This window comes from Anabaena sp. AL93, from assembly GCF_001672085.1.
In the GTDB taxonomy this organism is placed as follows: Bacteria; Cyanobacteriota; Cyanobacteriia; order Cyanobacteriales; family Nostocaceae; genus Dolichospermum; species Dolichospermum heterosporum.
Map to the genome: position 1 here is coordinate 1 of NZ_LJOU01000098.1, position 21,284 is coordinate 21,284.

At 39.4% G+C, this 21,284-nt stretch carries 18 protein-coding genes; 7 read left to right on the plus strand and 11 right to left on the minus strand.

Going from position 1 to position 21,284, the window contains the following annotated elements:
* Positions 1–213 precede the first annotated feature (213 nt).
* From AN486_RS21670 to AN486_RS21705, 8 genes are all read right to left on the minus strand, one after another.
* Positions 214–2,832 (minus strand): HDIG domain-containing metalloprotein, encoded by a 2,619-nt coding sequence (locus AN486_RS21670; protein ID WP_290602503.1) that lies wholly within the window; start codon positions 2,830–2,832, stop codon positions 214–216.
* 262 nt (positions 2,833–3,094) lie between these two features.
* A complete protein-coding gene (locus tag AN486_RS21675; protein ID WP_053540603.1) occupies positions 3,095–3,991 on the minus strand; it encodes an ADP-ribosylglycohydrolase family protein in 897 nt (298 codons plus the stop codon).
* A gap of 235 nt (positions 3,992–4,226) precedes the next feature.
* A complete protein-coding gene (aroQ, locus tag AN486_RS21680; RefSeq protein ID WP_053540602.1) occupies positions 4,227–4,721 on the minus strand; it encodes a type II 3-dehydroquinate dehydratase in 495 nt (164 codons plus the stop codon).
* Positions 4,696–4,836 (minus strand): hypothetical protein, encoded by a 141-nt coding sequence (locus AN486_RS21685; protein ID WP_027404689.1) that lies wholly within the window; start codon positions 4,834–4,836, stop codon positions 4,696–4,698. The genes aroQ and AN486_RS21685 overlap by 26 nt, the downstream gene beginning before the upstream one ends.
* A 325-nt stretch (positions 4,837–5,161) precedes the next feature.
* The gene (topA, locus tag AN486_RS21690; protein ID WP_290602504.1) at positions 5,162–7,807 is read right to left on the minus strand and encodes a type I DNA topoisomerase; all 2,646 of its coding nucleotides are present in this window, start codon (positions 7,805–7,807) and stop codon (positions 5,162–5,164) included.
* Positions 7,808–8,275: 468 nt separating this feature from the next.
* Positions 8,276–8,917, minus strand: coding sequence for a type I restriction endonuclease subunit R (locus tag AN486_RS21695; protein WP_290602506.1), 642 nt, complete (start codon positions 8,915–8,917; stop codon positions 8,276–8,278).
* 52 nt (positions 8,918–8,969) lie between these two features.
* The gene (locus AN486_RS21700; protein WP_290602508.1) at positions 8,970–9,440 is read right to left on the minus strand and encodes a hypothetical protein; all 471 of its coding nucleotides are present in this window, start codon (positions 9,438–9,440) and stop codon (positions 8,970–8,972) included.
* A complete protein-coding gene (locus AN486_RS21705) occupies positions 9,418–9,741 on the minus strand; it encodes a hypothetical protein (protein ID WP_039203324.1) in 324 nt (107 codons plus the stop codon). The genes AN486_RS21700 and AN486_RS21705 overlap by 23 nt, the downstream gene beginning before the upstream one ends.
* Positions 9,742–9,963: 222 nt before the next feature.
* Between AN486_RS21705 and AN486_RS21710 the strand changes: the two genes are divergently transcribed.
* Entirely contained in the window at positions 9,964–13,668 is a 3,705-nt protein-coding gene (locus AN486_RS21710; protein ID WP_290602510.1) for a CHAT domain-containing tetratricopeptide repeat protein, read from the plus strand.
* On the opposite strand, the gene AN486_RS21715 is transcribed toward AN486_RS21710, so the two are convergent.
* Positions 13,665–14,075, minus strand: a complete 411-nt coding sequence (locus tag AN486_RS21715; protein WP_039203326.1) for a hypothetical protein — start codon at positions 14,073–14,075, stop codon at positions 13,665–13,667. The two genes, AN486_RS21710 and AN486_RS21715, sit on opposite strands and share 4 nt — an antisense overlap.
* A gap of 176 nt (positions 14,076–14,251) precedes the next feature.
* Between AN486_RS21715 and AN486_RS21720 the strand changes: the two genes are divergently transcribed.
* The 4 genes from AN486_RS21720 (at position 14,252) to AN486_RS21735 (ending at position 15,920) form a co-directional block, all read left to right on the plus strand.
* Complete coding sequence (locus tag AN486_RS21720; RefSeq protein ID WP_235335246.1) at positions 14,252–14,530, plus strand: ribbon-helix-helix protein, CopG family; 279 nt, start codon at positions 14,252–14,254, stop codon at positions 14,528–14,530.
* Positions 14,517–14,936 (plus strand): PIN domain-containing protein, encoded by a 420-nt coding sequence (locus AN486_RS21725; RefSeq protein ID WP_053540597.1) that lies wholly within the window; start codon positions 14,517–14,519, stop codon positions 14,934–14,936. Before AN486_RS21720 ends, AN486_RS21725 begins: the two co-directional genes overlap by 14 nt.
* A 517-nt stretch (positions 14,937–15,453) precedes the next feature.
* Positions 15,454–15,735, plus strand: a complete 282-nt coding sequence (locus AN486_RS21730) for a type II toxin-antitoxin system HicB family antitoxin (protein ID WP_039203329.1) — start codon at positions 15,454–15,456, stop codon at positions 15,733–15,735.
* Positions 15,735–15,920: a type II toxin-antitoxin system HicA family toxin gene (locus AN486_RS21735; RefSeq protein ID WP_053540596.1), complete on the plus strand. Its 186-nt coding sequence runs from the start codon at positions 15,735–15,737 to the stop codon at positions 15,918–15,920. The genes AN486_RS21730 and AN486_RS21735 overlap by 1 nt, the downstream gene beginning before the upstream one ends.
* 193 nt (positions 15,921–16,113) lie before the next feature.
* Here the strand turns inward: AN486_RS21735 and AN486_RS21740 are convergent, their stop codons facing one another.
* The gene (locus tag AN486_RS21740) at positions 16,114–16,689 is read right to left on the minus strand and encodes a DUF4276 family protein (protein WP_053540595.1); all 576 of its coding nucleotides are present in this window, start codon (positions 16,687–16,689) and stop codon (positions 16,114–16,116) included.
* Positions 16,682–17,917: an AAA family ATPase gene (locus AN486_RS21745; RefSeq protein WP_053540594.1), complete on the minus strand. Its 1,236-nt coding sequence runs from the start codon at positions 17,915–17,917 to the stop codon at positions 16,682–16,684. Before AN486_RS21745 ends, AN486_RS21740 begins: the two co-directional genes overlap by 8 nt.
* A 512-nt stretch (positions 17,918–18,429) precedes the next feature.
* On the opposite strand from AN486_RS21745, the gene AN486_RS21750 reads away from it, so the two are divergent.
* Positions 18,430–19,056, plus strand: coding sequence for a Uma2 family endonuclease (locus AN486_RS21750; protein ID WP_053540593.1), 627 nt, complete (start codon positions 18,430–18,432; stop codon positions 19,054–19,056).
* A gap of 234 nt (positions 19,057–19,290) precedes the next feature.
* Positions 19,291–20,853, plus strand: coding sequence for an NAD(P)H-quinone oxidoreductase subunit N (locus tag AN486_RS21755; RefSeq protein ID WP_053540592.1), 1,563 nt, complete (start codon positions 19,291–19,293; stop codon positions 20,851–20,853).
* Positions 20,854–21,284 lie beyond the last annotated feature (431 nt).

Here is a 21,284-nt window from a genome sequence, read left to right on the forward strand (position 1 = left end):
ATGTTATGAGGTACAAGAACCCCACCCCCAACCCCCTCCCCGCAAGCGATGAGGGGGCTATGATGTACGTCATATAATTGGAAACTGCTGTATCTCTATTTTAACCATTAAGCATGAATACAGCACATAATTCATCAGTCCTTATCTGCGTTTATCTGCGTTTATCTGCGGTTAAGTATTTCTAAAGTCTGATTCTATACAGCTTCATCTTAATTACGAATTACCAACTTTTGATTTCGGGTAAGCAATCCGTTTGTGATGAAATTGTTGCCAAACATCCACAAATATTTGGGCGATTTTTGGCATTTCTTCTCTTGTCAAGCCCGAATCTATTAATTGTTCATCTTGCCATTTGGCTTTGAGGATATTATTCAGCATATTTAATGCTTTTTCTGGAGTAGCATCTTTGAGACTGCGTAATGCGGCTTCACAAGAATCTGCTAACATGACGATGCCTGTTTCCCGTGATTGGGGGATGGGACCATCATAACAAAAATCGGCTTTATCTACAATGATGTGTGGGTTTTCTTGGGCTATTTGTTGGGCTTGGTGATAGAAATAGGCGATCGCCATTGTGCCTTGATGTTCGGGAATAAAAGCCTGAATTGCCGTTGGTAAACTGTGTTTCTTGGCCATGACTAACCCTTCCGTCACGTGCTTTTTAATTAACTCAGCACTTCTCCAAGGATCTTTAATTTCTGTTTCATGTTTATTGGGACTGCCGATTTGATTTTCAATAAATCCCAAAGGATCGTGCATTTTGCCAATATCATGATATAGAGTTCCCGCCCTGACTAATTCTACATTACAACCCAATTGTTTAGCCGCAGCTTCAGCCAAAGTAGCTACTAACAAAGTATGTTGAAAAGTTCCTGGGGCTTCTGTAGCCAGACGCTTTAATAATGGGCGATTAGGGTTAGCTAATTCCGCCAAGCGGATGGGAGTAATTACATCAAATAGTGTCTCCAGATAAGGACTTAAACCCAAAGCCACCACACTCCAAGACAAGCCAGATACAGCAAATAAACCAGCTTCTTGGAAGATATACCAACCCGAACCAAAAACCCCACCAGTGAGGATTTTTAATAATAAGAATACACCACCTTGGGTGAGCGCAGTGACAACACCTAATAATGCTAATTCTTCACGCGATCGCAATCTATGGGCTATATAACTACTTAACATCCCCCCCCCAGCCCCAGCCAACAATACTAGAATATTTGTATCTGTGGTAATTGGTAGTATCAGCGACAATAACCCCACCACCGTTATGCCTACAGTTGGTCCATAAAAACTGCCTAATAATAAACCAATTGCACTCCAAGTAGTATATGGCAAACTGATTGCCAATACTCCAGGAACACTCAGAGTCAGCAGGAGAACTAATAAGCGATCGCGTTGTCGTAAATAATTATGACTTTTTCTTTCCAACCACACAAAAACCTGAATTCCTCCAGTCACAACCATTGCTACAACTGTTAAACCCAGCCAATTCACCTGTCTGCCAATCATGCGATAATGTTGTAATATCTGAAATTTACCAATTGTAATTTGTTCTCCTTTGCTAACAATTACCTCTCCTTTTCTAATCTGTACCATCACAGACGGTATTTTATTAGCTACCAGTTGATCTTGTTGTTTAGTTTGGGCTTCATCTTGTTTAATATTTGGTTGTAATACCGCTAAAAATATATTTTTTGTTAATGATTCAGCTTCCATAGGTACAGATAATTCCACTTGTAAACTAACTGCATTATTCAAAATAGATTTGGGTAACCCCGCTGATATACCTTGAGCAAGAATTCGCTCGGCAATTTTACGAATTCCAGCTTGTGTTTTTAACCAATCATTATCAGTTAATTCTAAAATAACAGATTCTGTATAAATTTTTTGGATCTGTTCATTTTTTAGTTGTGATCCTTTATCTAGGGCTTGATTATATCCTTGCCTAACTTGCGCTATTTGGGTAATTAGTGCTGAGAAATCAGATTCTAAAGCAGTAAATTGATAAGCATCCAGTTCTGACAACGCTTGAATAAACGACGCTTCATCACTATGATTTCCATAACTAGGCAACGATACTACCGGAACACTTGATGAATTAGACAACTTTTTACCATTTATTGAATTTTGCGGTATTAACAAAAATTTGGAATTTTGTTTTTTTAAATTTTGTTTTCTATTATTTTCTAAAGTTACTTTCAGTTTTTGCCATTCTGATTCAGGAAAATTCCTCAAATAACGTTGAGTAGGAATTGATAAAACTGAAGTACTAGAAAACGGAAAAATACCAACTATTCCTCGCAGTTGATTACCTGCATCTAAAATTTCTTCTAAATGATCATTAATTTTATCATTGATCTGGTTATCAATCATCAAAACTGGCACAGACCTATCTATAGCATCTTTGCGTTTCTGTTCTGTCTCTTCTCGATTTTCAATATTATCCGTGTAGGGAGCAATAAATGTTTGCCAGGCAATATTATCAACTTTCATTCTTGGTTGGTTATATAAATCATGACCCACCACACTTGTCAATGATAATACTGCCAGCACCAAAATTATTGAGGAGCGTTTCTGGTGTACCCATCTGAAAATAACTTTATCAACACCACCAGTTTTTCTCACCAATTTAGTAGTTGATGTTTGTGTTTGTCCCCGTTTACCTTGTTTTCCTTGATGGCTATTTGCTGATAAATATAGAAGTAGATTTTTGAAAAAATTCCTATGCAGCTTATGTTGATGCTTTCCTTTACGGAATAGCACTTTATACTGTCGCTGCCATTGCTTTAATTGCTGACTCAAGGACTGCAAAAATTGCTGCGTTTTCATCTTTCCTGCCGCGAAATACCCCAAGTATGGCTGATGCCTCCGGCACACTACCCAAGCCGTGTAATAACTTAAGAAGAGAGCGGTTAGTATTTGACCCCCTTCAGGGTTAAATAAGTAATGGGACAGAATTAATTACACAATTGATTTTTCTGTTCCCTGTTCCCTGTTCCCTCTCTCAACGAGTGAATTTAATTTTGTTCGACTACTTACGACAGTCTCCAAATTTACTGCCCAATTAATTCAGTGTTTCGCAAAAATTATTTCAACGTCTACGAATAATATGAGGAGCAGCAAAGATAGTATATCCTGTATCTACACATTCGCCAAAATGATCACTAACGTCATATACTCCAGCCCATACCGCCATCATTATATCGGCTAATTTTAACATCTGGTTAAAACTGTGAAGTCCCCATGCAGGGGAATTGGTGACAGAGGGGGAAATTTGCCAACTTACAGGTATACCAACCGTACTATTATATGCACCTGATAATCCTCCAGCAATTGCACCTGTAATATCGTAATTGGCAAAATCGTGATTTTGATTAGCTCTTAATGTGGTGAGAGAAAAGTCTTCTAAGGTACTTAGAAAGCAGTAAAAAGCTAAACCAATATTACTAGTTAATTGTTCTGTACTGTTTAATTCCCTGGTTGCTGTTTCTAGTCCTGCACCCTTTTTTAATAAATCATTGACTTTTATTAATTGTTGTGGTAAGGAAGTTGATGTTTTATCTAAAAAACTCACTGTTTCCGAAATTAATGTGCGGGGATTAAGTTTTTCATTCAGGGATTGAGCGATCGCATATCCTATGATTAAACTAGCATCTCTGACAATCGGCTCATCTTGCCACTTGCATATTTTTTGCACTGCTAAAATATTTTCTCGCATTTTTACAGGATTTTCGTGAAAAAACATCACCACCGGCAATATAGCGAGAATCATTTGTCCCCAAGAATTAATATTTTTTTCTAATTTAATATCTGCCGCTTCTTGACGCTTTAACCAGTCCTCTACATCCAACTTACCCAAACTAATTAAACTTTCCGTCCCCAAAACCGCAATCCTACCCAAATTAAAACCATTCGGGTTAGATAAACTCTCTCCTAAAAATGCTCCTAGAAAAGTCCCCCTAACCCGATTCACAAGAGAATAACGCATAATTTTTGACTGGTAATAGGTAATAGGTAATGGGTAATTGGTAATTGGTAATTGGTAATTGGTAATTGGTAATTGGTAATTGGTAATTGGTAATTGGTAATTGGTAATTGGTAATTTAAATAACTCTTTCTTGCCCCTTGCCCCTTGCCCCTTGCCTCTTGCCTCTTGCCCCTTGCCCCTTGCCTCTTGCCTCTTCCCTCTTGCCCCTTGCCTCTTGCCTCTTGCCTCTTGCCTATTACTGCCTTAAATAATACACCAGTGCTTCCAGACCTAACAAATAACTTTGAGCGCCAAAGCCACTGATTTGGCCAATTACCACTGGTGCGATATAAGAATGATGACGGAAATCTTCCCGACGATAAATATTACTCAGATGTACTTCAACAGTAGGTAAATTAACAGCAGCGATCGCATCCCGCAAAGCCACACTAGTATGAGTGTAAGCCCCAGCGTTAATCACAATCCCCTGATGCTTTCCTAATGCCCCGTGAATAGCATCTACTAAAACCCCTTCATGATTTGACTGCATGGAAAATATACCTGCTTGCAGTTCCATTGCTTTGGACTCTAACAAGCGATTAATTTCTGCCAAAGTCAAAGAACCATAAATTCCCGGTTCTCTAAGTCCCAGCAAATTTAGGTTTGGTCCATGCAGCACAAGAATACTTAAAGCTGGCAAATTCAACTCCCACACCTTAAAAACTTTAGCGACGGCGCATAGAACGTTCATGTACAGGAATCGGAATCAGTTCCGGTTCCGGTTCAGCCTCTGGACCTAGCAGACTATCAATTAACTTCCGCGCTAATTCTTTCAGCTTTTCCAGCACCTTTTCTATATAATCCATTAAACTGACCGCTCCTGAGATAGTACCTCAATTTTATTTAACCGGGTCGCAGAAACTGGCGTATTATCGCACTTCTAGCCTTGGCAGGGTTGACACATTTCCACAAGTATGGTAAGTCCTACTATGAAATTTTAATTTTGTGTTTTCCCTTACTTATTAGATTATCACATTCATAATTACTAATGGGTAATTAGTGATATGAATTCAGGAGTCAGGAGTATGGCTAACGCCACGCTGCGCTATCAGGAGTTCATGGGGAAGAAAGAAGTAAATAAATTTATACCCTTGCTCCCTCCTCCCCTGCCCCTGCTCCCCTGCCCCTTCCCTAACTCGCCGCGTCTGTCTTTTTCGCTCTAGTCTTTGTTGATTTAGTAGTAGCAGTTGACTTAGTAGTAGATTTAGTGGTTTTCCGTGTAGATTTTGTAGATGCTTTAGCTGAAAGTAATTCAATAGCTGTAGACAAAGTTATATTTTCCACTGATTCACCTTCAGGAATACTGGCATTAGTTTTCCCGTGTTTAATGTAAGGACCATAAGGACCATCATAGATATTAACTGGTGAATCATCTTCTGGATGCGTACCCAACTCCCGTAAAGCTTCCTTAGACTTACTCTTAGCAGCGGCCCGACCCTTTTTCGGCTCTGCCAATAATTCTAAAGCACGATTCAAAGAAATTGTCAAGACATTATCAGTAGATTTGAGAGAACGATAATCTTTTCCCTCCTTTCCTTGGTCATGGACAACATAGGGGCCAAATCTTCCTAAACTAGTTTGGACTTTGCCACCAGTTTCTGGGTGAGTTCCCAAAGCACGGGGAAGAGATAATAAACCAACAGCCATATCCAAAGTGAGTGTTTCCGGTGTCACACCCTTGGGGAAAGAAGCTTGTTTGGGTTTAGGATTTTCCTCAGTCTTATCGCCTAGCTGCACATAAGGTCCATAAGTACCAATCTTGATATAAATAGGTTCTCCGGTTTCTGGGTGACGACCAACTTGGTCAGGTCCGACAATTTTTTGTTTGAGGAGAATTTCCACCTGTTTAGGGTCAAGGTCAGCCGGAGTCAGGTTCTTAGGAATAGAAGCGGTAATTACTTCCTCACCATTGGTAACTTCAATGTAAGGTCCATATTTACCAATACGGACTTTAGCATCTAAATTTTCTAGTTCTACAGTTCTAGCCTTGCCGGCATCAATTTCTGTTTCCCTTTCCCTTACCAAAGTTTCTAAACCTTGTTCACCAAGATAGAATTTCTTTAAGTAGGGTAGCCATTGAGCTTCACCCGTGGAAATTTCATCCAAGGTTTGCTCCATTTTAGAAGTAAAACTAGGGTCAACAATATCTGGAAAATGTTTTTCCAGTAAATCAGTCACAGCAAAAGCCGTGAAAGTAGGAATTAGAGCATTATTCAGCAACTGAGCATAATCTTTATCAATGATTGTGCCAATAATGCTGGCGTAGGTACTAGGACGACCAATGCCTTCACTTTCCAAAGTTTTCACCAAAGTTGCTTCAGTATAACGGGCAGGAGGTTGGGTTTCGTGGCCTACCGCGTCCAATTCTTTACATTGAGGATGATCACCAACTTTCAGAGCAGGTAGAATTACTTCTTGGTCTTCTAAAGCGGCTTCAGGATCATCAGAACCTTCGACATAGGCGCGAAGATAGCCAGGAAAATCTATGCGCTTACCAGAGGAACGAAAACCAGCGTCTTCAACTTGGATTTGCACAGTAACTTGAGTTTGGCGAGAATCAGCCATTTGTGAGGCGACGGTGCGCTTCCAAATCAAATCATAAACAGCAAATTCTCGTCCAGCTAAACCTGTGTCTTGGGGTGTGCGGAAACTACTACCAGCGGGACGAATGGCTTCGTGAGCTTCTTGTGCGCCTTTAGATTTGGTGGTGTATTGGCGAGGTTGGGGACTAAGATATTGTTTCCCGTATTTTTGTTCTACACAAGCACGGGCGGCGGTAATCGCTTGGTCGGATAAATGTACCGAATCTGTCCGCATATAGGTAATATACCCTTGCTCATATAAATTTTGAGCAACCCGCATGGTATCCCGTGCCGATAAGCGCAATTTGCGGTTAGATTCTTGTTGCAGTGTGGAAGTTGTGAACGGTGGTGCTGGTTTGCGGGTGACAGGACGTTCTTCCATATCCGTCACTGTCCAAGTTTTCCCTTCTAGGCGGGCTTTTAGGGCTTCGGCTTGTTCCTCGTTGAGTAATACAACATTACGCCCGGCGGTAATTCTGCCCGTTGTTGAGTCAAAATCGCTGCCTGTGGCAACTTTCGTACCGCCAACAGTCACTAAAACCGCGCTAAAGGGACATTTTTCCTGTTCTAGACTGGCTTTTAAATCCCAGTATGTACCTTCATGGAAAGCCCGGCGTTGTCGTTCTTTAATTACTAATAAGCGTACTGCTACAGATTGCACTCGCCCAGCGGATAACCCCCAGGCAATTTTTTTCCACAGCAGCGGCGATAAGGTATATCCTACTAATCGGTCTAAAATTCTTCTGGTTTCTTGGGCGCGAACTACCTGCTCATCAATATTACGGCAGTCTTTCAAAGCTTTTTGAATGGCTTCCTTGGTAATTTCATGAAAGACCATGCGCTTTGTTGGCACTTTCGGCTTGAGCAATTGGTATAAATGCCAACTAATACTTTCCCCTTCCCGGTCTTCATCTGTTGCTAAAATCAGTTCAGTTACACCTTTGAGGGCTTCTTTAAGCTGAGTGACAATTTTCTTTTTGTCTTTGGGAACGACATAAATCGGTTCAAAGTCGGCTTCTACATTGACCCCAAGCTGCGCCCATTTTTCCCCTTTGACGGCTGCGGGAATTTCACTGGCCGACTGGGGAAGGTCACGGACATGACCCATTGAAGCTTCTACCACATAGTCTTTTGGTAGGTAGTTGCGAATGGTACGAGCTTTTGTGGGAGATTCGACGATAACAAGAGTTGACATGGAAATTTAAAAAGAATAATAGCTATGCAGCTAAATAGTTAAGTTGGATTAATTTTTGCGAAATGTCAAGATGAAATATCACGCCTCAGCAGTGATTGTATACTTACACAAACTGCCCAACAGGGGTAAATCTTTCTCAACTTCAGGTACAGTGATCTTTTTGAGAATGCTAGAAGTAACCTTTGAGAGTCAATTGTCAGTTATTTCCATCTTTAACTTATCTAGTACATATTTGACGACTATAGTTTGTAAAATATCCCTGGAATTTAATAGTACAAGACTCACAGTTGTTAAAGGTTGGGGAAATAAATAATTTAAAATTAGCTTAATTTTTCTAATTTGCCATTTTTTTATAGGTGCTGTGTCAAAATCAACTTATACATAAAGAAATGCTAAAAGTATATAAATTACACCTGCAAACTTGATTGTTAGCGTCTTAATACCTGATGATATTCTTCGAGCCATCGCCTAACTTCTTGAACTACCAATATAAGCCCCAATTTGTTTAAGCCCCTGTAAAACTTGAATACGTTCTGCTGTATTTTCAAGTAACCGATAAGTGTGAGATCGCGTATATTGAGGGACATCTTGGTGGCGATTGCATTTCAAAAACAATACTTCTCTGCCATTTGTCACCATTCCATAGCAACTTGACTGCAAATTAGGAGCGCTCAACAAATAAGTAAGTGCTTGGGGAATTCCTGCGGTAACGTCCAGCCTTGCAGGTTTTGATTCGATTACCAAAATCCAAAAACTATCTTGGATTACCAAAATATCAATTCTGCCTTGAACCGCTATAGCATTAGCTTCATCAGCAACTTCGATACTGGTACTTACTTCTGCTTTTACCAAAAAAGGAAATTGATAGAAACCAGCCAAATCTAGCAATGGCGACACCACAACAAGCTTAACAATTTCTTCAAGGGGCGCTTCTTCTTGACTGAGATAGTTATAGTTGCGAGTGAGGCGATCTAGTCCTTGTAGTTCCGCTTCGGTTAGTGTTGGTGAATTATTTAACCATTCATCAAAAAAGCGATCGCTAGAATTGAGTCTCAAGCCAAAAGTTTGACGGAGATTGCTAAGTGTAAGGCTACTAGCATTTGTAATCACAGTTAAATCCTTGTAGTATTTACATGAATTTCAGAAGTTTAGTTCTCGTAGCTTATGGGGCATATTTTTGTAAAAACTCGCTGGGAGTGAAACATTCAAATTCTTCAGTTTGCTCGACAAGTGCGCGAATTAGTTTGTAATTTCTGGATACAAAACATTTTGCTTTTCCTTGCTTGGCAGTTAGATAAACACCTGCATCTTCACGGGGAATTATGCCAGCATCAGCGATTGCTTGAATATCTTGGTCTTCTACAAATATGAAATCTACTTTCAATTGCTGCCAAAGTCTTGTTAACAGACCACTTGACCAGTCTTTGTTTTGCAAGCGTTTACCAACTCGTAAGATTTGATCGATAAGTTCTTGAGAGAAGATAACTCTAGTTTGCTCATCGCTATTTTCATCACTGACTAGCAATGATAAAATTTTGCTTTCATCGCTGTTTAAATCAAGCGCTCCCAGAATGTAGATATTTGTGTCGAGAAATACCGATTTGGGTAGACTAGAACTTGATTTCACTGTCATTTAGCCTTTGCTCTCTTTCTGTGGATATTTCTTGTTTTACGTCCTGAATAAGTTCCATAATTTTGTCGGTTGAGTCATAGCCAGATTTGGTAAAAAGTTGATGGGACATAGTTGCAAATCCTTCGTTTGATAGCTGTTCTCGGCAATCGCTAATTCCTATCAAATGTTGAAACATTTCTAAACTTAACAGCACTGCTTTTTGCTGCCCTTCTTGAACTAAGGCGATCGCTTCTCCCTTAGAGTTGGCTTGTTGGATTAGCCCAGAAAGCTCTTGATTGTCCCGTACATTTGCTTCTAGCATATAATTTGCTGTTTTGAAGTCAGTTATAATTTTATTCTATGTTATGCGATTCCCACGGAGCGCTTCGCTATCGCCTAAAAATCACGACTCATAGTAATGTAACCCCACTTAACTTTAGTACGATCGCTCGGTATCACGCAATATTACGCTAAACTATAATTTATGTAATTATTTGATTGATTATGATTCTATTTTAACTATTTGGGGTTGGAGGGGTCAGTTATGGATGAAGCCAGATTACAAACTTATATTAATTTAATTGAAAAGTTTTTGGCTTGTGCTGATGGTGAGGAACCCAATAATGTTCTGCAAGCAAATCAGGAATTGATTGATCCCGAATTTTTGCAGGAGATGGAAAACTATGCAACATGGTTAGAACAACAAGGAAATAATGATCATGCGGCTTGGTTACGGAATATGGCGCAATGGTTGGGGCAATATCTCAACCCTCAAGCGGGAAGTATAGAGGAATATCAGGGGTTCTTATTAGAAGTATTAGAAGCAGAATATGAAAGTAATGATCCTGCGGTGGTTTATCCTATCCTACAACGCGGTCAACATCTGTTAGATGATACTTTTGCCCAACTGTTGCAACAATACTCTAGAAATGTGTTTTCTCAAGAGAAGGCAAAAGAAGTGGCCGGTATTGCTGGGGTGATTCAAAATTTATGTATTCACATTATACAGTTTCCTTTGGGAAGTCGGGCTAATAATCTGGAAATTGCTATTACAGGCTATCACACTCTGTTAGAAGTATATACCCGTGAGGCTTTTCCTTATGAATGGGCAGGGTTACAAAATAATCTGGGGATAGCTTATGGAAATCGCATCAGAGGGAAAAGGGCTGATAATCTAGAGTTAGCTATTTCCGCTTTAAACCTATTATTAGGAGTATATACCCGTGAAGCCTTCCCTTATGAATGGGCAGGGTCACAAAATAATCTGGGGTTAACTTATAGTTATCGCATCAAAGGGGAAAGGGCTGATAATCTAGAGAAAGCGATCGCAGCTTATAACCTGTCATTAGAAGTAAGAACCTGTGAAGCCTTTCCTGAACAATGGGCAAGGTCACAAAATAATCTAGGATTAGCTTATAGTAATCGTATCAGAGGGGAAAGGGCCGACAATCTAGAGAAAGCGATCGCAGCTTATAACTTATCATTAGAAATATCTACCCATGATGCTTTTCCTTACGAATGGGCAATGACACAGAATAATCTTGGGTTAGCTTATAGTAATCGCATCAGAGGGGAAAGGGCTGATAATCTAGAGAAAGCGATCGCAGCTTATAACCTATCATTAGAAATATCTACCCGTGAAGCTTTTCCTTACGAATGGGCAATGACACAGAATAATCTAGGAGAAGCTTATCGTAGTCGCATTATAGGGGAAAGGGCCGATAATCTAGAGTTAGCTATTGCGGCTTATAACCTATCTTTAGAAGTCTATACCCGTGATGCTTTTCCTGAATATTGGGCAAGGTCACAAAATAATCTGGGTATTGCTTATAGTCATCGCATCAGAGGGGAAAGGGCAGATAATCTAGAGTTAGCTATTGCCGCTCATAACCTGTCTTTAGAAGTATATACCCGTGATGCCTTTCCTGAATATTGGGCAAGGTCACAAAATAATCTAGGGTTAGCTTATCTATATCGCATTAGAGGGAAAAGGGCTGATAATTTAGAGTTAGCTATTGCAGCTTATAATCTATCCTTAGAAGTATATACCCGTGACGCCTTTCCTGAAGATTGGGCAAGGTCACAAAATAATCTAGGGTTAGCTTATCAAACTCATATCAGAGGAGAAAAGGCAGATAATCTAGAGTTAGCGATCACAGTTTATGACCTGTCTTTAAAAGTATATACCCGTGATGCTTTTCCTTATGAATGGGCAACGACACAAAATAATCTGGGAGAATTTTATAGAAATCGCATCAGGGGGGAAAGAGCAGATAATCTAGAGTTAGCTATTGCGGCTTATGACCTGTCTTTAGAAGTATATACCCGTGAAGCATTTCCTGAAAATTGGGCAAGGTCACAAAATAATCTGGGGGCTGCTTATAGTAATCGCATCAGAGGGGAAAGGGCAGATAATCTAGAGTTAGCTATTGCGGCTTATGACCTGTCTTTAGAAGTATATACCCCTACTGCTTTTCCTATAGACTGCTTAAGAACAGGACGAAACTTAGGAATTACTGCTAACTTTATCGAAGACTGGGAAGCCGCTATCAAAGGCTACAACTTAGCCATCGAAGCAGTAGAAAATACCCGACTCGAAGCCTTAAACCCCCAACGACAACAAGAAATTCTCTCCGATGCAATGGATGTTTATCATGGCATAGTTCAATCCTATCTCAACCTCAATCAAAAAGATCGCGCCTTAGAATACGTTGAACGCAGCAAAACCCGCTATCTAGTCCAACTGCTTACCGACCGAGATATCTATCCTAAAGGTAATATCCCCCAAACTATTATTACGGAATTAGATCGCCTCCGTCGTGCCATTATCGGGGAAGAACAACAGTTAGCCATCCAAGAACAAACCCGCAATAGGGGAGTAATTTTAACCCCAGATCAACAAAAACAACCCATCTTAAATGACTATACTCACCTCAATCATTTAAAACAAGAATTAAATCAACTCATTGATCGTGAAATAACCGACATTGATCCCACTTTTAGCTTAACTCAAAAAGTTCAAACCATTCCCTTAACTGAGATTCAATCCTTAATTAATCGACAAACCGCCATTTTAGAATGGTATATTTCAGGGGAAACATTTTTAGCTTTTATTGTAACTTCCCAAGGATTAAAAGTTTGGCAATCTTCCGCAACAGATCGAGACAATTTGATTAATTTTATTAAAGATTATCGTGAAGCTTATGAAAATAATAAAACTGAGTGGATTAAAAATCTTAATTCTCGTTTAAATGAACTATCAGAAATTCTCCACATTGATGAACTTTTAAGCCTAATTCCCCCATCCTGCAAACGATTAATAATAATTCCCCATTGGTTTTTACATATTATTCCCCTTCATTGTTTACCCCTAAAAAATGGACAATTTCTCTATCAAAGCTTTTCTAAAGGTGTCGGATACGTTCCCAGTTGCCAACTTTTAAAACTGGTAAAATTATCACAGCGTGACAACTTTGATCGTCTTTTTGCTATTAAAGACCCCACCAGAAAAGACCTAAAACCCCTATTAGGAGCAAATATAGAAATAGAGAGAATTAGTCAAGGATTTGATGCTGAAAAAACCATTATTATTGGTGAATCAGAAGCATCAGAACAAACCCTAGAAAACCGTCGTCAAGAATTACAAGCATCCCATTGTATTCACTTTTCTTGTCATGGTAAATTTGATAATAAATCTCCTAGAGATTCCGCTTTAATGTTAGCAGATCCAGAAGGTAACTTAGGAGAATCAGCTAACCTAACTCTAGCAGAAGTATTTGAAAAACTTGATTTAAGAGAATGCCGTTTAGTTACTTTTTCCGCTTGTGAAAGTGGCATAATCGAAAGTAAAGCTGATAGTATCAGTGATGAATATGTGGGTTTACCTAGTGGTTTTCTATTTGCAGGTAGTTCTAGTGTTGTTAGCACCCTTTGGACAGTAGATCCTCTAGCAACAACGTTATTTATGACTAAATTTTATCACGATCTTAAACGAATTTCTATCCAAGATCAAGGGAGTATTGCTATTATTTTAAATAATACTCAAACCTGGTTAAGAACTCTCACCAGTAAGAAGTTAGCAAGAATTAAAAACAACTCCGAATTTAAAAAATTATTAATTGAAGCATTTGCCGATAATAAACGCGATCGCAATAAATTTAAAGACTTATTAGAAGCTGCGGTTAAACGTCAACCCTATCCATTTGAAAGTCCCTATTATTGGACTGCATTTATAGCAACAGGAGTTTAGTCATCGGTGGAAATTTGACAAAACTTGTCCATTCCTTCCTCTTGAACATAAATAGCAATTGGAGTTGATAAAAGTGTCGCAATACCTGGGGGACATAGAAAAGATGCTGCTACCATCTCTGTTAACGTAGGGATAAGTGCAGGGACAATTTTTTCTCGCACAATTTCGTATCTTTGCTGACAAATAGATTCACGACATTTATTAAGAACAATAACAAACCAACGCATATCAGCGTTATCTTCGACTCCTTCAATGCCATTTCGAGTAGCAATGGATTCAGCCGCATCCGCCAAATCTCCATCCCATTCTTCGATTACATCAAGTGCAGCTAAAAAATCAGAATTATCTGCTAGTTCACTGCGATATATTGCAATTTGTTCTGATGTTAACTGGATTGTATCTGTCATATTCATTACCTTTGATAAGTCTTTTTTTGATATTATCCCATTAATTACCCTTGAGAATAACAAACCACGATAGAATAGCGATTCCGACGGAGCGCTTCGCTATCGCCCCATGAGGAAACTATTTGAGAACTACTTAACCTTGAATTTTTTGAGCTATAGTATTGTCATACAGAGTTATGACAAGCAAAAATATGAGAGTTAATGCAAGGCTCGATAGCGATCGCGCTAATAAGTTTAATTACATTCGCCAGCGGACAAATCAAGGTGTGTCTGACATTATGAAAGTGGCGATCGATCTTTATTATGAAAAATTACATCAAGAATCCCCTGTAAAACCTTTGCAACTCCTTAGAGAATCAGGGCTGATTGGTTGTGCCGAAGGGGACTCTGATTTGTCGGTTAATTACAAGCAATATCTCACTGAAAGTCTTAACGAAAAATATGGTCATCGTTGATTCTGGCTTTTGGATAGCATTAATCAATCGCCGTGATGATTATCATGTTCTCGCTCAAGAAGTTCTAGATACGATTGATGAGCCTCTGGTGACAACATGGTGTGTGATTACGGAAGCTTGTCATATTCTCTTGAAACGTACAGGCACAAATGCTCAACAGACGTTTATTCATAGCTTAGAAATTGGTGCTTTTGAGGTTTTTGATCTCAAGGTTCAAGATGGGAAAAGAATCAGTGAATTGATGAATCAATATATTTCCCTGCCAATGGATTTAGCGGACGCTTCATTGATTATTCTTGCCGAACATTTGGGGCATGGGCGGATTTTATCTGTTGATTTTCGGGACTTTAATACTTACCGCTGGAAAAATCGTCATCCTTTTGAGAATTTGATGTCTATTAACTGAAAGTAATGCTATAAATTAGCGATTACTAGGTCGCGCTAGTTCTCTCCGGGACGCAATGCGTTCGCTATCGCCTCTCATCTCCAAAAAAACTGGCCATCACAATTGCCTGTGTTTTATAAGGAAGAACGCCAAAAACCCTTGAAAATGTGGCTGACTGAGTCAGCCACATTTGGGCTTTAGACAAGAGATGAAGGCTAGAGGCTTTCCTTTATCCTGCATTGACGTTAATTTGAAAATTTGAAATTATTTCAAATTTTAATCCATATTCGTGATACAACTAAATTGTCACTAAAGACATAAAAAGCTACCGAGGGACTCTCGGAAAGTTACGCTTGTCAGATATGATTTCACCCGCCAGGGCAAACGAAATCAGGGCAAGAACCCAAATATTTAAGGCAATGCCTGAAACTGGGATAACTGAGGGATATAGACTGAAACTCTCTATAGAATCTCCGCGTCTTTAGACCGGAGAGTGTCAAAATAGGAGAATTGTTTATTGCTCTAGGATACATAAATCATGCTTACTTATAAGGCAATGTATAAGTTTTTAGACAAGGGAGTTCATGGGGAAGTATTAGACTTTCCTGGAGCGATTTCTTGGGGAGAAGATTTATCTATAGTCCGTCGTTCTTTGGCGAGTGCATTAGTTGATATGGCAGAGGTTTATTTATCTCAGGGAGAATCTTTACCGTTGCCGAATGAACAATTAACGGAACCCGAAGCGGATTTAGAGGAACCAATTTATTTGATTTTCTCAGCAGCAAATCATGTTCAAGTTGTTCCTAGTTTTGTAGCTTAATGAAACGTCGAGATTTGTTACGTCACCTCAGTCAACATGGCTGTTATTTATTAAGAGAAGGAAGCGAACATTCTATTTGGGAAAATCCCCTTAACGGTCGTCGTACAGCAATTCCTCGTCATAGAGAGATTGTTGACTTTACCGTTTTTAGAATTTGTCGTCAGTTGGAGATACCTGAACCTTAAATCGCCTCCTAAAACCAATAAAAAGCGATCCCTAGTCCTGAAAATCACAACTCACAGGAATAGCGATTCCTAGGTCGCGCTTCGCTATCGCCCTCAGTAAATATTTAACAGATAGATAATTGAAGCGATTCCTAGGTCGCGCTTCGCTATCGCCTAAAAATCACGACTTACAGTAATAGCGATCATAATCTTTTCAGAGCGATCGCAAGAAATTAAGGAGATTCTTAAACGAAGCGCAGCGATCGGAACATATATTTAGATTTAGTCTCTCTGCTAACTCAACATTCATGTTGGTACTGTAACGAGGCTTTCTATTTTCTCCAACCGACAATTCTATTAGTTTTTCTTTAGGAGATTTAATTTCGTGAGGGTTAGGATGTGCTTTACCTTTTTCACCACCAAGATATTTGATAACTTCTGGATCAGACCAGAACCAAGCTTCTAACTCTTCAATGGGAATACAGATATGTTTTTTAAGACTTTCAATTTCAGAAGATAATTCTTCTAATTTTGAGCGCAATGCTCGCTCATTGTTGAGGGAACCATTCTGAGGATTACGATCCAAATCATGAACGACAATAAAAATATTACAACCTTCAGTGGAAAGTAATTTCAGCTTTGCTCTTAGCTTTTTTGTTAATGAACTACAACCCTTAGAAGCCCATTTTTTGGTTGTGACTTCTGCCCCAAGGACACGATGGACAATTGTACGAATTGCTTCACAGTCTGTATTATCCTCAGCAATTAAGGCGATCTTAAGATTACTCATCGAGAATACCACTGTAAATCCATTCGCCTAATTCACCATCTTCAGAGAGGTATTCAATAACATTGTGAATCTGATCATCGCCTAATTTCCGAACAAATGTTTGTCCATTATCTCGATGAACTAGAATAATTTTGTCTGGACTAGTCCATGAAACGACTTGCGGTGAGTGAGTCGAAAGAATCAAATTTTCTCCAAAAGAGTAGGTCTCGATTTCATTCAGTAACTTTGCAAGCATAGCAGGATGGATTTGTGTCTCAGGTTCTTCAATTATTGTCGTCGTATTAGGAGATGAGGCAATTATTTCAATAAGAATCGACAAGACTCGGAGTGTTCCATCAGATAATAACCCTATATTAACTCCATCTAGCAATACCGAAGAAATATATTCTTCTTCTTCATTTTCAATTTTCTCTCCAGAGTCTCTGCTTAAAATAAACTTTTGTTCAGATATCTTGCTGCCAAGTCCAACTCGCTGACAGATGCTTTCAAGCTCGCATAGATCATCCTTGCCAATAAGACGTAGTATTTTTCGAGCTAGAATATCACCTAAACTGAAAGAACGAGTAGAAATACCTTTGCTTGATACTCTTAGTTGTGATGGTTGTCGTCTAGTCCTTTGTCTAATAGAAGCTTTCCCTAGTAAGCGAACTCCTCCCAAAACAGAATAAACCCAAAGCATTTCGTCAGGTAGCTTGATTGGGGAGGTTTTTGGGAGCGATTGTCGGAGAGAGTGCGTATTCCCAAGAACAGTGATAATTGGACTATCCCCAGTATGAAAAGTTGTCACCCCATTATCAGTAGTCCAAAGATGATCTTCTTCTTCATTAATATATCGACAGTAATCATTCCAGGAGAAACGACTTACTTCTGATTTTTCATCTATGGAGTCATCGGAGTCATCAAAATTCAGATCATCATCAGAACTAGCAAGAGTTGTAAATTCATACCTATATTCAAGTCTACGAGCAGTCGGAGTCAAAATTTCGATTTCTAATATTTTAGGAAAACTTTCGCCATCATACACAAGTGGATTAAACCTACCAATCGCACATAATGAGATTGCTTCAAACCCTTCAAGAATAGCTGACTTTCCAGCCCCATTGCGACCAACTAATACGGCAACACCATCCTCTAAAGAAACAGTAACTCGACTACCTAAGACAGACCAACCGTCAAGGGTAAAAGATAAAAGGCGAGGCTGATTTGTGTTGGAATCTGGGTTGGACAAAATAGAATTTCCTTTCCAATACTAAACGATCTTGCTTAAATTTTAGCCGAATATGTCTATCGTTGTTAAAGTAGTTTAGCTCGCAATTAGTCCATTTTGGACAAAGATATTACACTATTGTTTGGGCGCGATATCTAGCTCGTGGGTGAAGATTACAATCGTGATATCTTGAGTATTGAGTGCGGCTGAGACGATCAGGGCGATTTCTAGGTCGCGCTTCGCTATCGCCTAATAATCACGACTCACAGGAATGAGCCACAATTACTGCTAACAAGCTATTAGCAATAACTTTAATTTTCCGGTTCATGGTCTGTTATTCTTTGACGGCGATCGCTTAGAGATATCAGTAGTCGCTGTAAGGTGCGTTGCTTGACGCGCTTTTTTGCTTTTAATTATGATTAGTTTGTAATTATTATGCGCTACGCTAACACATCCTACTGTTACTATTTTAAAAAAAATATGGATTTAGCAAAAATGCTAAAGTGATGATATTGATGGGGCTAAGTTGACCTATGACCATTGCAACCGAAAGACAAGCACAACAGCAGTTACTAAGTTTTAGCGATTTTATCGTCCGTTATGGTGACAGTAACCGCTACGAATTGATTGATGGAGAGGTGTTTGATTTGGAACCAACAGGCTACCATGAAGAAGTTTCAGCTTTTACCACCACAAAAATCTGCGCCCAAATTGATGCAATAGGTTTAAATTGGTTTGTCCTTCAGCGAGGATTGCTACGTCCTTCCAACTTGGGTATGACAGCATTTCGACCTGATGTTATGGTTGTTGACCGCAATGAACTTGCGAAAGAACTACTTTGGAATGACCAATCAATCCTCACGCTGGGCAGTTCGATTAAATTTGTGATGGAAGTAGTTAGTAGCAACTGGCAAAACGATTATGCGCGTAAAGTCGAAGACTACGCAATTTTAGGTATTCCTGAATATTGGATTGCGGATTATGCGGGTCTAGGTGTGACTCGACATATTGGGAAACCGAAACAACCTACTCTTTCTATTTGTACCTTAGTCAAAGGAGAGTATGAAATTCAGCAGATTCGAGGCAATCAACCCATTACTTCGCTGACATTCCCAAATTTCAAACTGACAGCCGAACAAGTTTTAAAGGCTGGCAGATAAAGTGCTTTTAAGCCATGCTTACTCTTTCCCGAAAATCGCCCCACGCTGAACAGTTCAGTTATGTACTCGACTGTTTATTTTGAGTTATTGCGGTACATTTACCGATAGCTAAAATTAAATATACGAATTTCCAACTGTTAAAGATAGAAAGATCAATGCAATTTTAGTCAAGAAGTATGGATAGAATAAACTTGTGTTATCTCTAATGTTTAATCGCTAAAACCTATATATCTCATGGATTTTGCTAATTTTGCATCCCAGTTAAATGCTGGAACGATTTTACCAGAGGGAATCGTCATGATTACCCTCTTGGGGGTTTTGATTGTTGATTTGATTTTGGGACGGACATCTGCTCGCTGGATTGCATATCTAGCGATCGCTGGTTTAACAGCCGCGATTATTGCTCTATACTTCCAATGGGATACTACTAACCCCATTGCCTTTACTGGTAGCTTTAATGGTGACGACCTGAGTATTGTCTTTCGGGGGATTATCGCCCTGTCAGCAATGTCAACAATATTGATGTCAATTCGCTACGTCGAACAAAGTGGTACGCCTTTAGCCGAATTTATTGCCATTTTGATGACTGCGACTTTGGGAGGAATGTTTTTATCCGGTGCTAATGAGTTGGTGATGATTTTCATCTCCCTAGAAGCCCTGAGTATTTCCTCTTATTTGTTGACAGGTTATACAAAACGTGACCCCCGTTCCAATGAAGCAGCGTTGAAATACCTGTTAATTGGTGCTTCCAGTACAGCGGTATTTTTGTATGGTGTCTCCCTGCTGTATGGGTTATCCGGTGGACAAACAGAACTAAGTGCGATCGCTCAAGGTATCGCTACAGCGAATGTTGGTCAATCCCTGGGTTTAGTAATTGCTCTGGTTTTCGTGATTGCGGGTATTGGTTTCAAAATCTCCGCTGCACCCTTCCACCAATGGACACCGGACGTTTATGAAGGCGCACCAACTCCAGTTATCGCCTTTTTATCCGTTGGTTCTAAAGCCGCAGGACTTGCCCTAGCTATCCGTCTCTTGACCACCGTTTTCCCTATCGTGGCAGATGAGTGGAGATTTGTTTTCACCGCCCTTGCGGTGCTAAGTATGGTACTGGGTAACGTTGTCGCCCTAGCCCAAACTAGCATGAAACGGATGTTAGCTTACTCATCCATTGCCCAAGCTGGGTTTGTGATGATTGGCTTAATTGCGGGAACTGATGCCGGCTATTCCAGTATGATTTTCTATCTACTGGTGTACCTGTTTATGAACCTGTGCGGCTTTAGTTGCGTAGTATTGTTCTCTTTGCGAACAGGAACAGATCAAATTTCTGAATACTCTGGTTTGTATCAAAAAGACCCACTTTTAACACTGGGTTTGAGTATTTCTCTCTTATCATTGGGTGGTATTCCCCCACTAGCCGGCTTTTTCGGGAAGATTTACTTATTTTGGGCAGGTTGGCAAGCTGGTCTTTACTGGTTAGTTTTACTCGGTTTAGTTACCAGTGTGGTTTCTATCTATTACTACATTCGCGTAGTTAAGATGATGGTAGTCAAAGAACCCCAAGAAATGTCCGACGTGGTGAAGAATTATCCCCAAGTGCGTTGGGATTTACCAGGACTGAGACCTTTACAAGTAGGTTTGATAGTAACTTTAATAGCTACTACCATTTCTGGAATCTTATCCAATCCCTTGTTTACTTTAGCTAATAATTCTGTTACTAACACTCCCATGTTGCAAGCAGCAAAAGTTGCTAGTACACAAGCTAGTGTTATTACAAATAAGGAGTTACAGGAATTGTAAGTTATTCCTAAATAATTGGTAATGGGTAATTGGTAATGAAGCTAGTCTTCAATATTCAATTACCCATTTTTATTATTAAACAGCAATAATACCACATTCCGCACCCCCAAGTGTCACACCCCAAGGAAAGCAATATATTTAGTACATAAGAACTAATACCTGTGAGGGGTGATTAAAATTTATTGAGGCTAAATAGGAATAATTACTATTAAAGCAGATATATAGTCAATAAAACGACTAAGTACAAAATTTTGATTCTGAGGTGATTGTAATGGAAAACCTAGTCCAGAATCATTGAAAGCTTTATCCTCAATGACTATAAAAAACTAAAAAAACGTTTTAAATCAACAGAAAAATGAGAACATGGTAACAGATACTTATATGGAGTTTCTGTTACCATGTTTAGTACAAAAGACCTGGAATTGAAGAAG

Coding starts and splice junctions, on each gene's coding strand:
- AN486_RS21670 (WP_290602503.1), bottom strand. CDS start 2,832: ATGAAAACGCAGCAATTTTTGCAGTCCTTGAGTCAGCAATTAAAGCAA.
- AN486_RS21675 (WP_053540603.1), bottom strand. CDS start 3,991: ATGCGTTATTCTCTTGTGAATCGGGTTAGGGGGACTTTTCTAGGAGCA.
- aroQ (WP_053540602.1), bottom strand. CDS start 4,721: ATGAACGTTCTATGCGCCGTCGCTAAAGTTTTTAAGGTGTGGGAGTTG.
- AN486_RS21685 (WP_027404689.1), bottom strand. CDS start 4,836: ATGGATTATATAGAAAAGGTGCTGGAAAAGCTGAAAGAATTAGCGCGG.
- topA (WP_290602504.1), bottom strand. CDS start 7,807: ATGTCAACTCTTGTTATCGTCGAATCTCCCACAAAAGCTCGTACCATT.
- AN486_RS21700 (WP_290602508.1), bottom strand. CDS start 9,440: ATGACAGTGAAATCAAGTTCTAGTCTACCCAAATCGGTATTTCTCGAC.
- AN486_RS21705 (WP_039203324.1), bottom strand. CDS start 9,741: ATGCTAGAAGCAAATGTACGGGACAATCAAGAGCTTTCTGGGCTAATC.
- AN486_RS21710 (WP_290602510.1), top strand. CDS start 9,964: ATGGATGAAGCCAGATTACAAACTTATATTAATTTAATTGAAAAGTTT.
- AN486_RS21715 (WP_039203326.1), bottom strand. CDS start 14,075: ATGACAGATACAATCCAGTTAACATCAGAACAAATTGCAATATATCGC.
- AN486_RS21720 (WP_235335246.1), top strand. CDS start 14,252: ATGACAAGCAAAAATATGAGAGTTAATGCAAGGCTCGATAGCGATCGC.
- AN486_RS21725 (WP_053540597.1), top strand. CDS start 14,517: ATGGTCATCGTTGATTCTGGCTTTTGGATAGCATTAATCAATCGCCGT.
- AN486_RS21730 (WP_039203329.1), top strand. CDS start 15,454: ATGCTTACTTATAAGGCAATGTATAAGTTTTTAGACAAGGGAGTTCAT.
- AN486_RS21735 (WP_053540596.1), top strand. CDS start 15,735: ATGAAACGTCGAGATTTGTTACGTCACCTCAGTCAACATGGCTGTTAT.
- AN486_RS21740 (WP_053540595.1), bottom strand. CDS start 16,689: ATGAGTAATCTTAAGATCGCCTTAATTGCTGAGGATAATACAGACTGT.
- AN486_RS21750 (WP_053540593.1), top strand. CDS start 18,430: ATGACCATTGCAACCGAAAGACAAGCACAACAGCAGTTACTAAGTTTT.
- AN486_RS21755 (WP_053540592.1), top strand. CDS start 19,291: ATGGATTTTGCTAATTTTGCATCCCAGTTAAATGCTGGAACGATTTTA.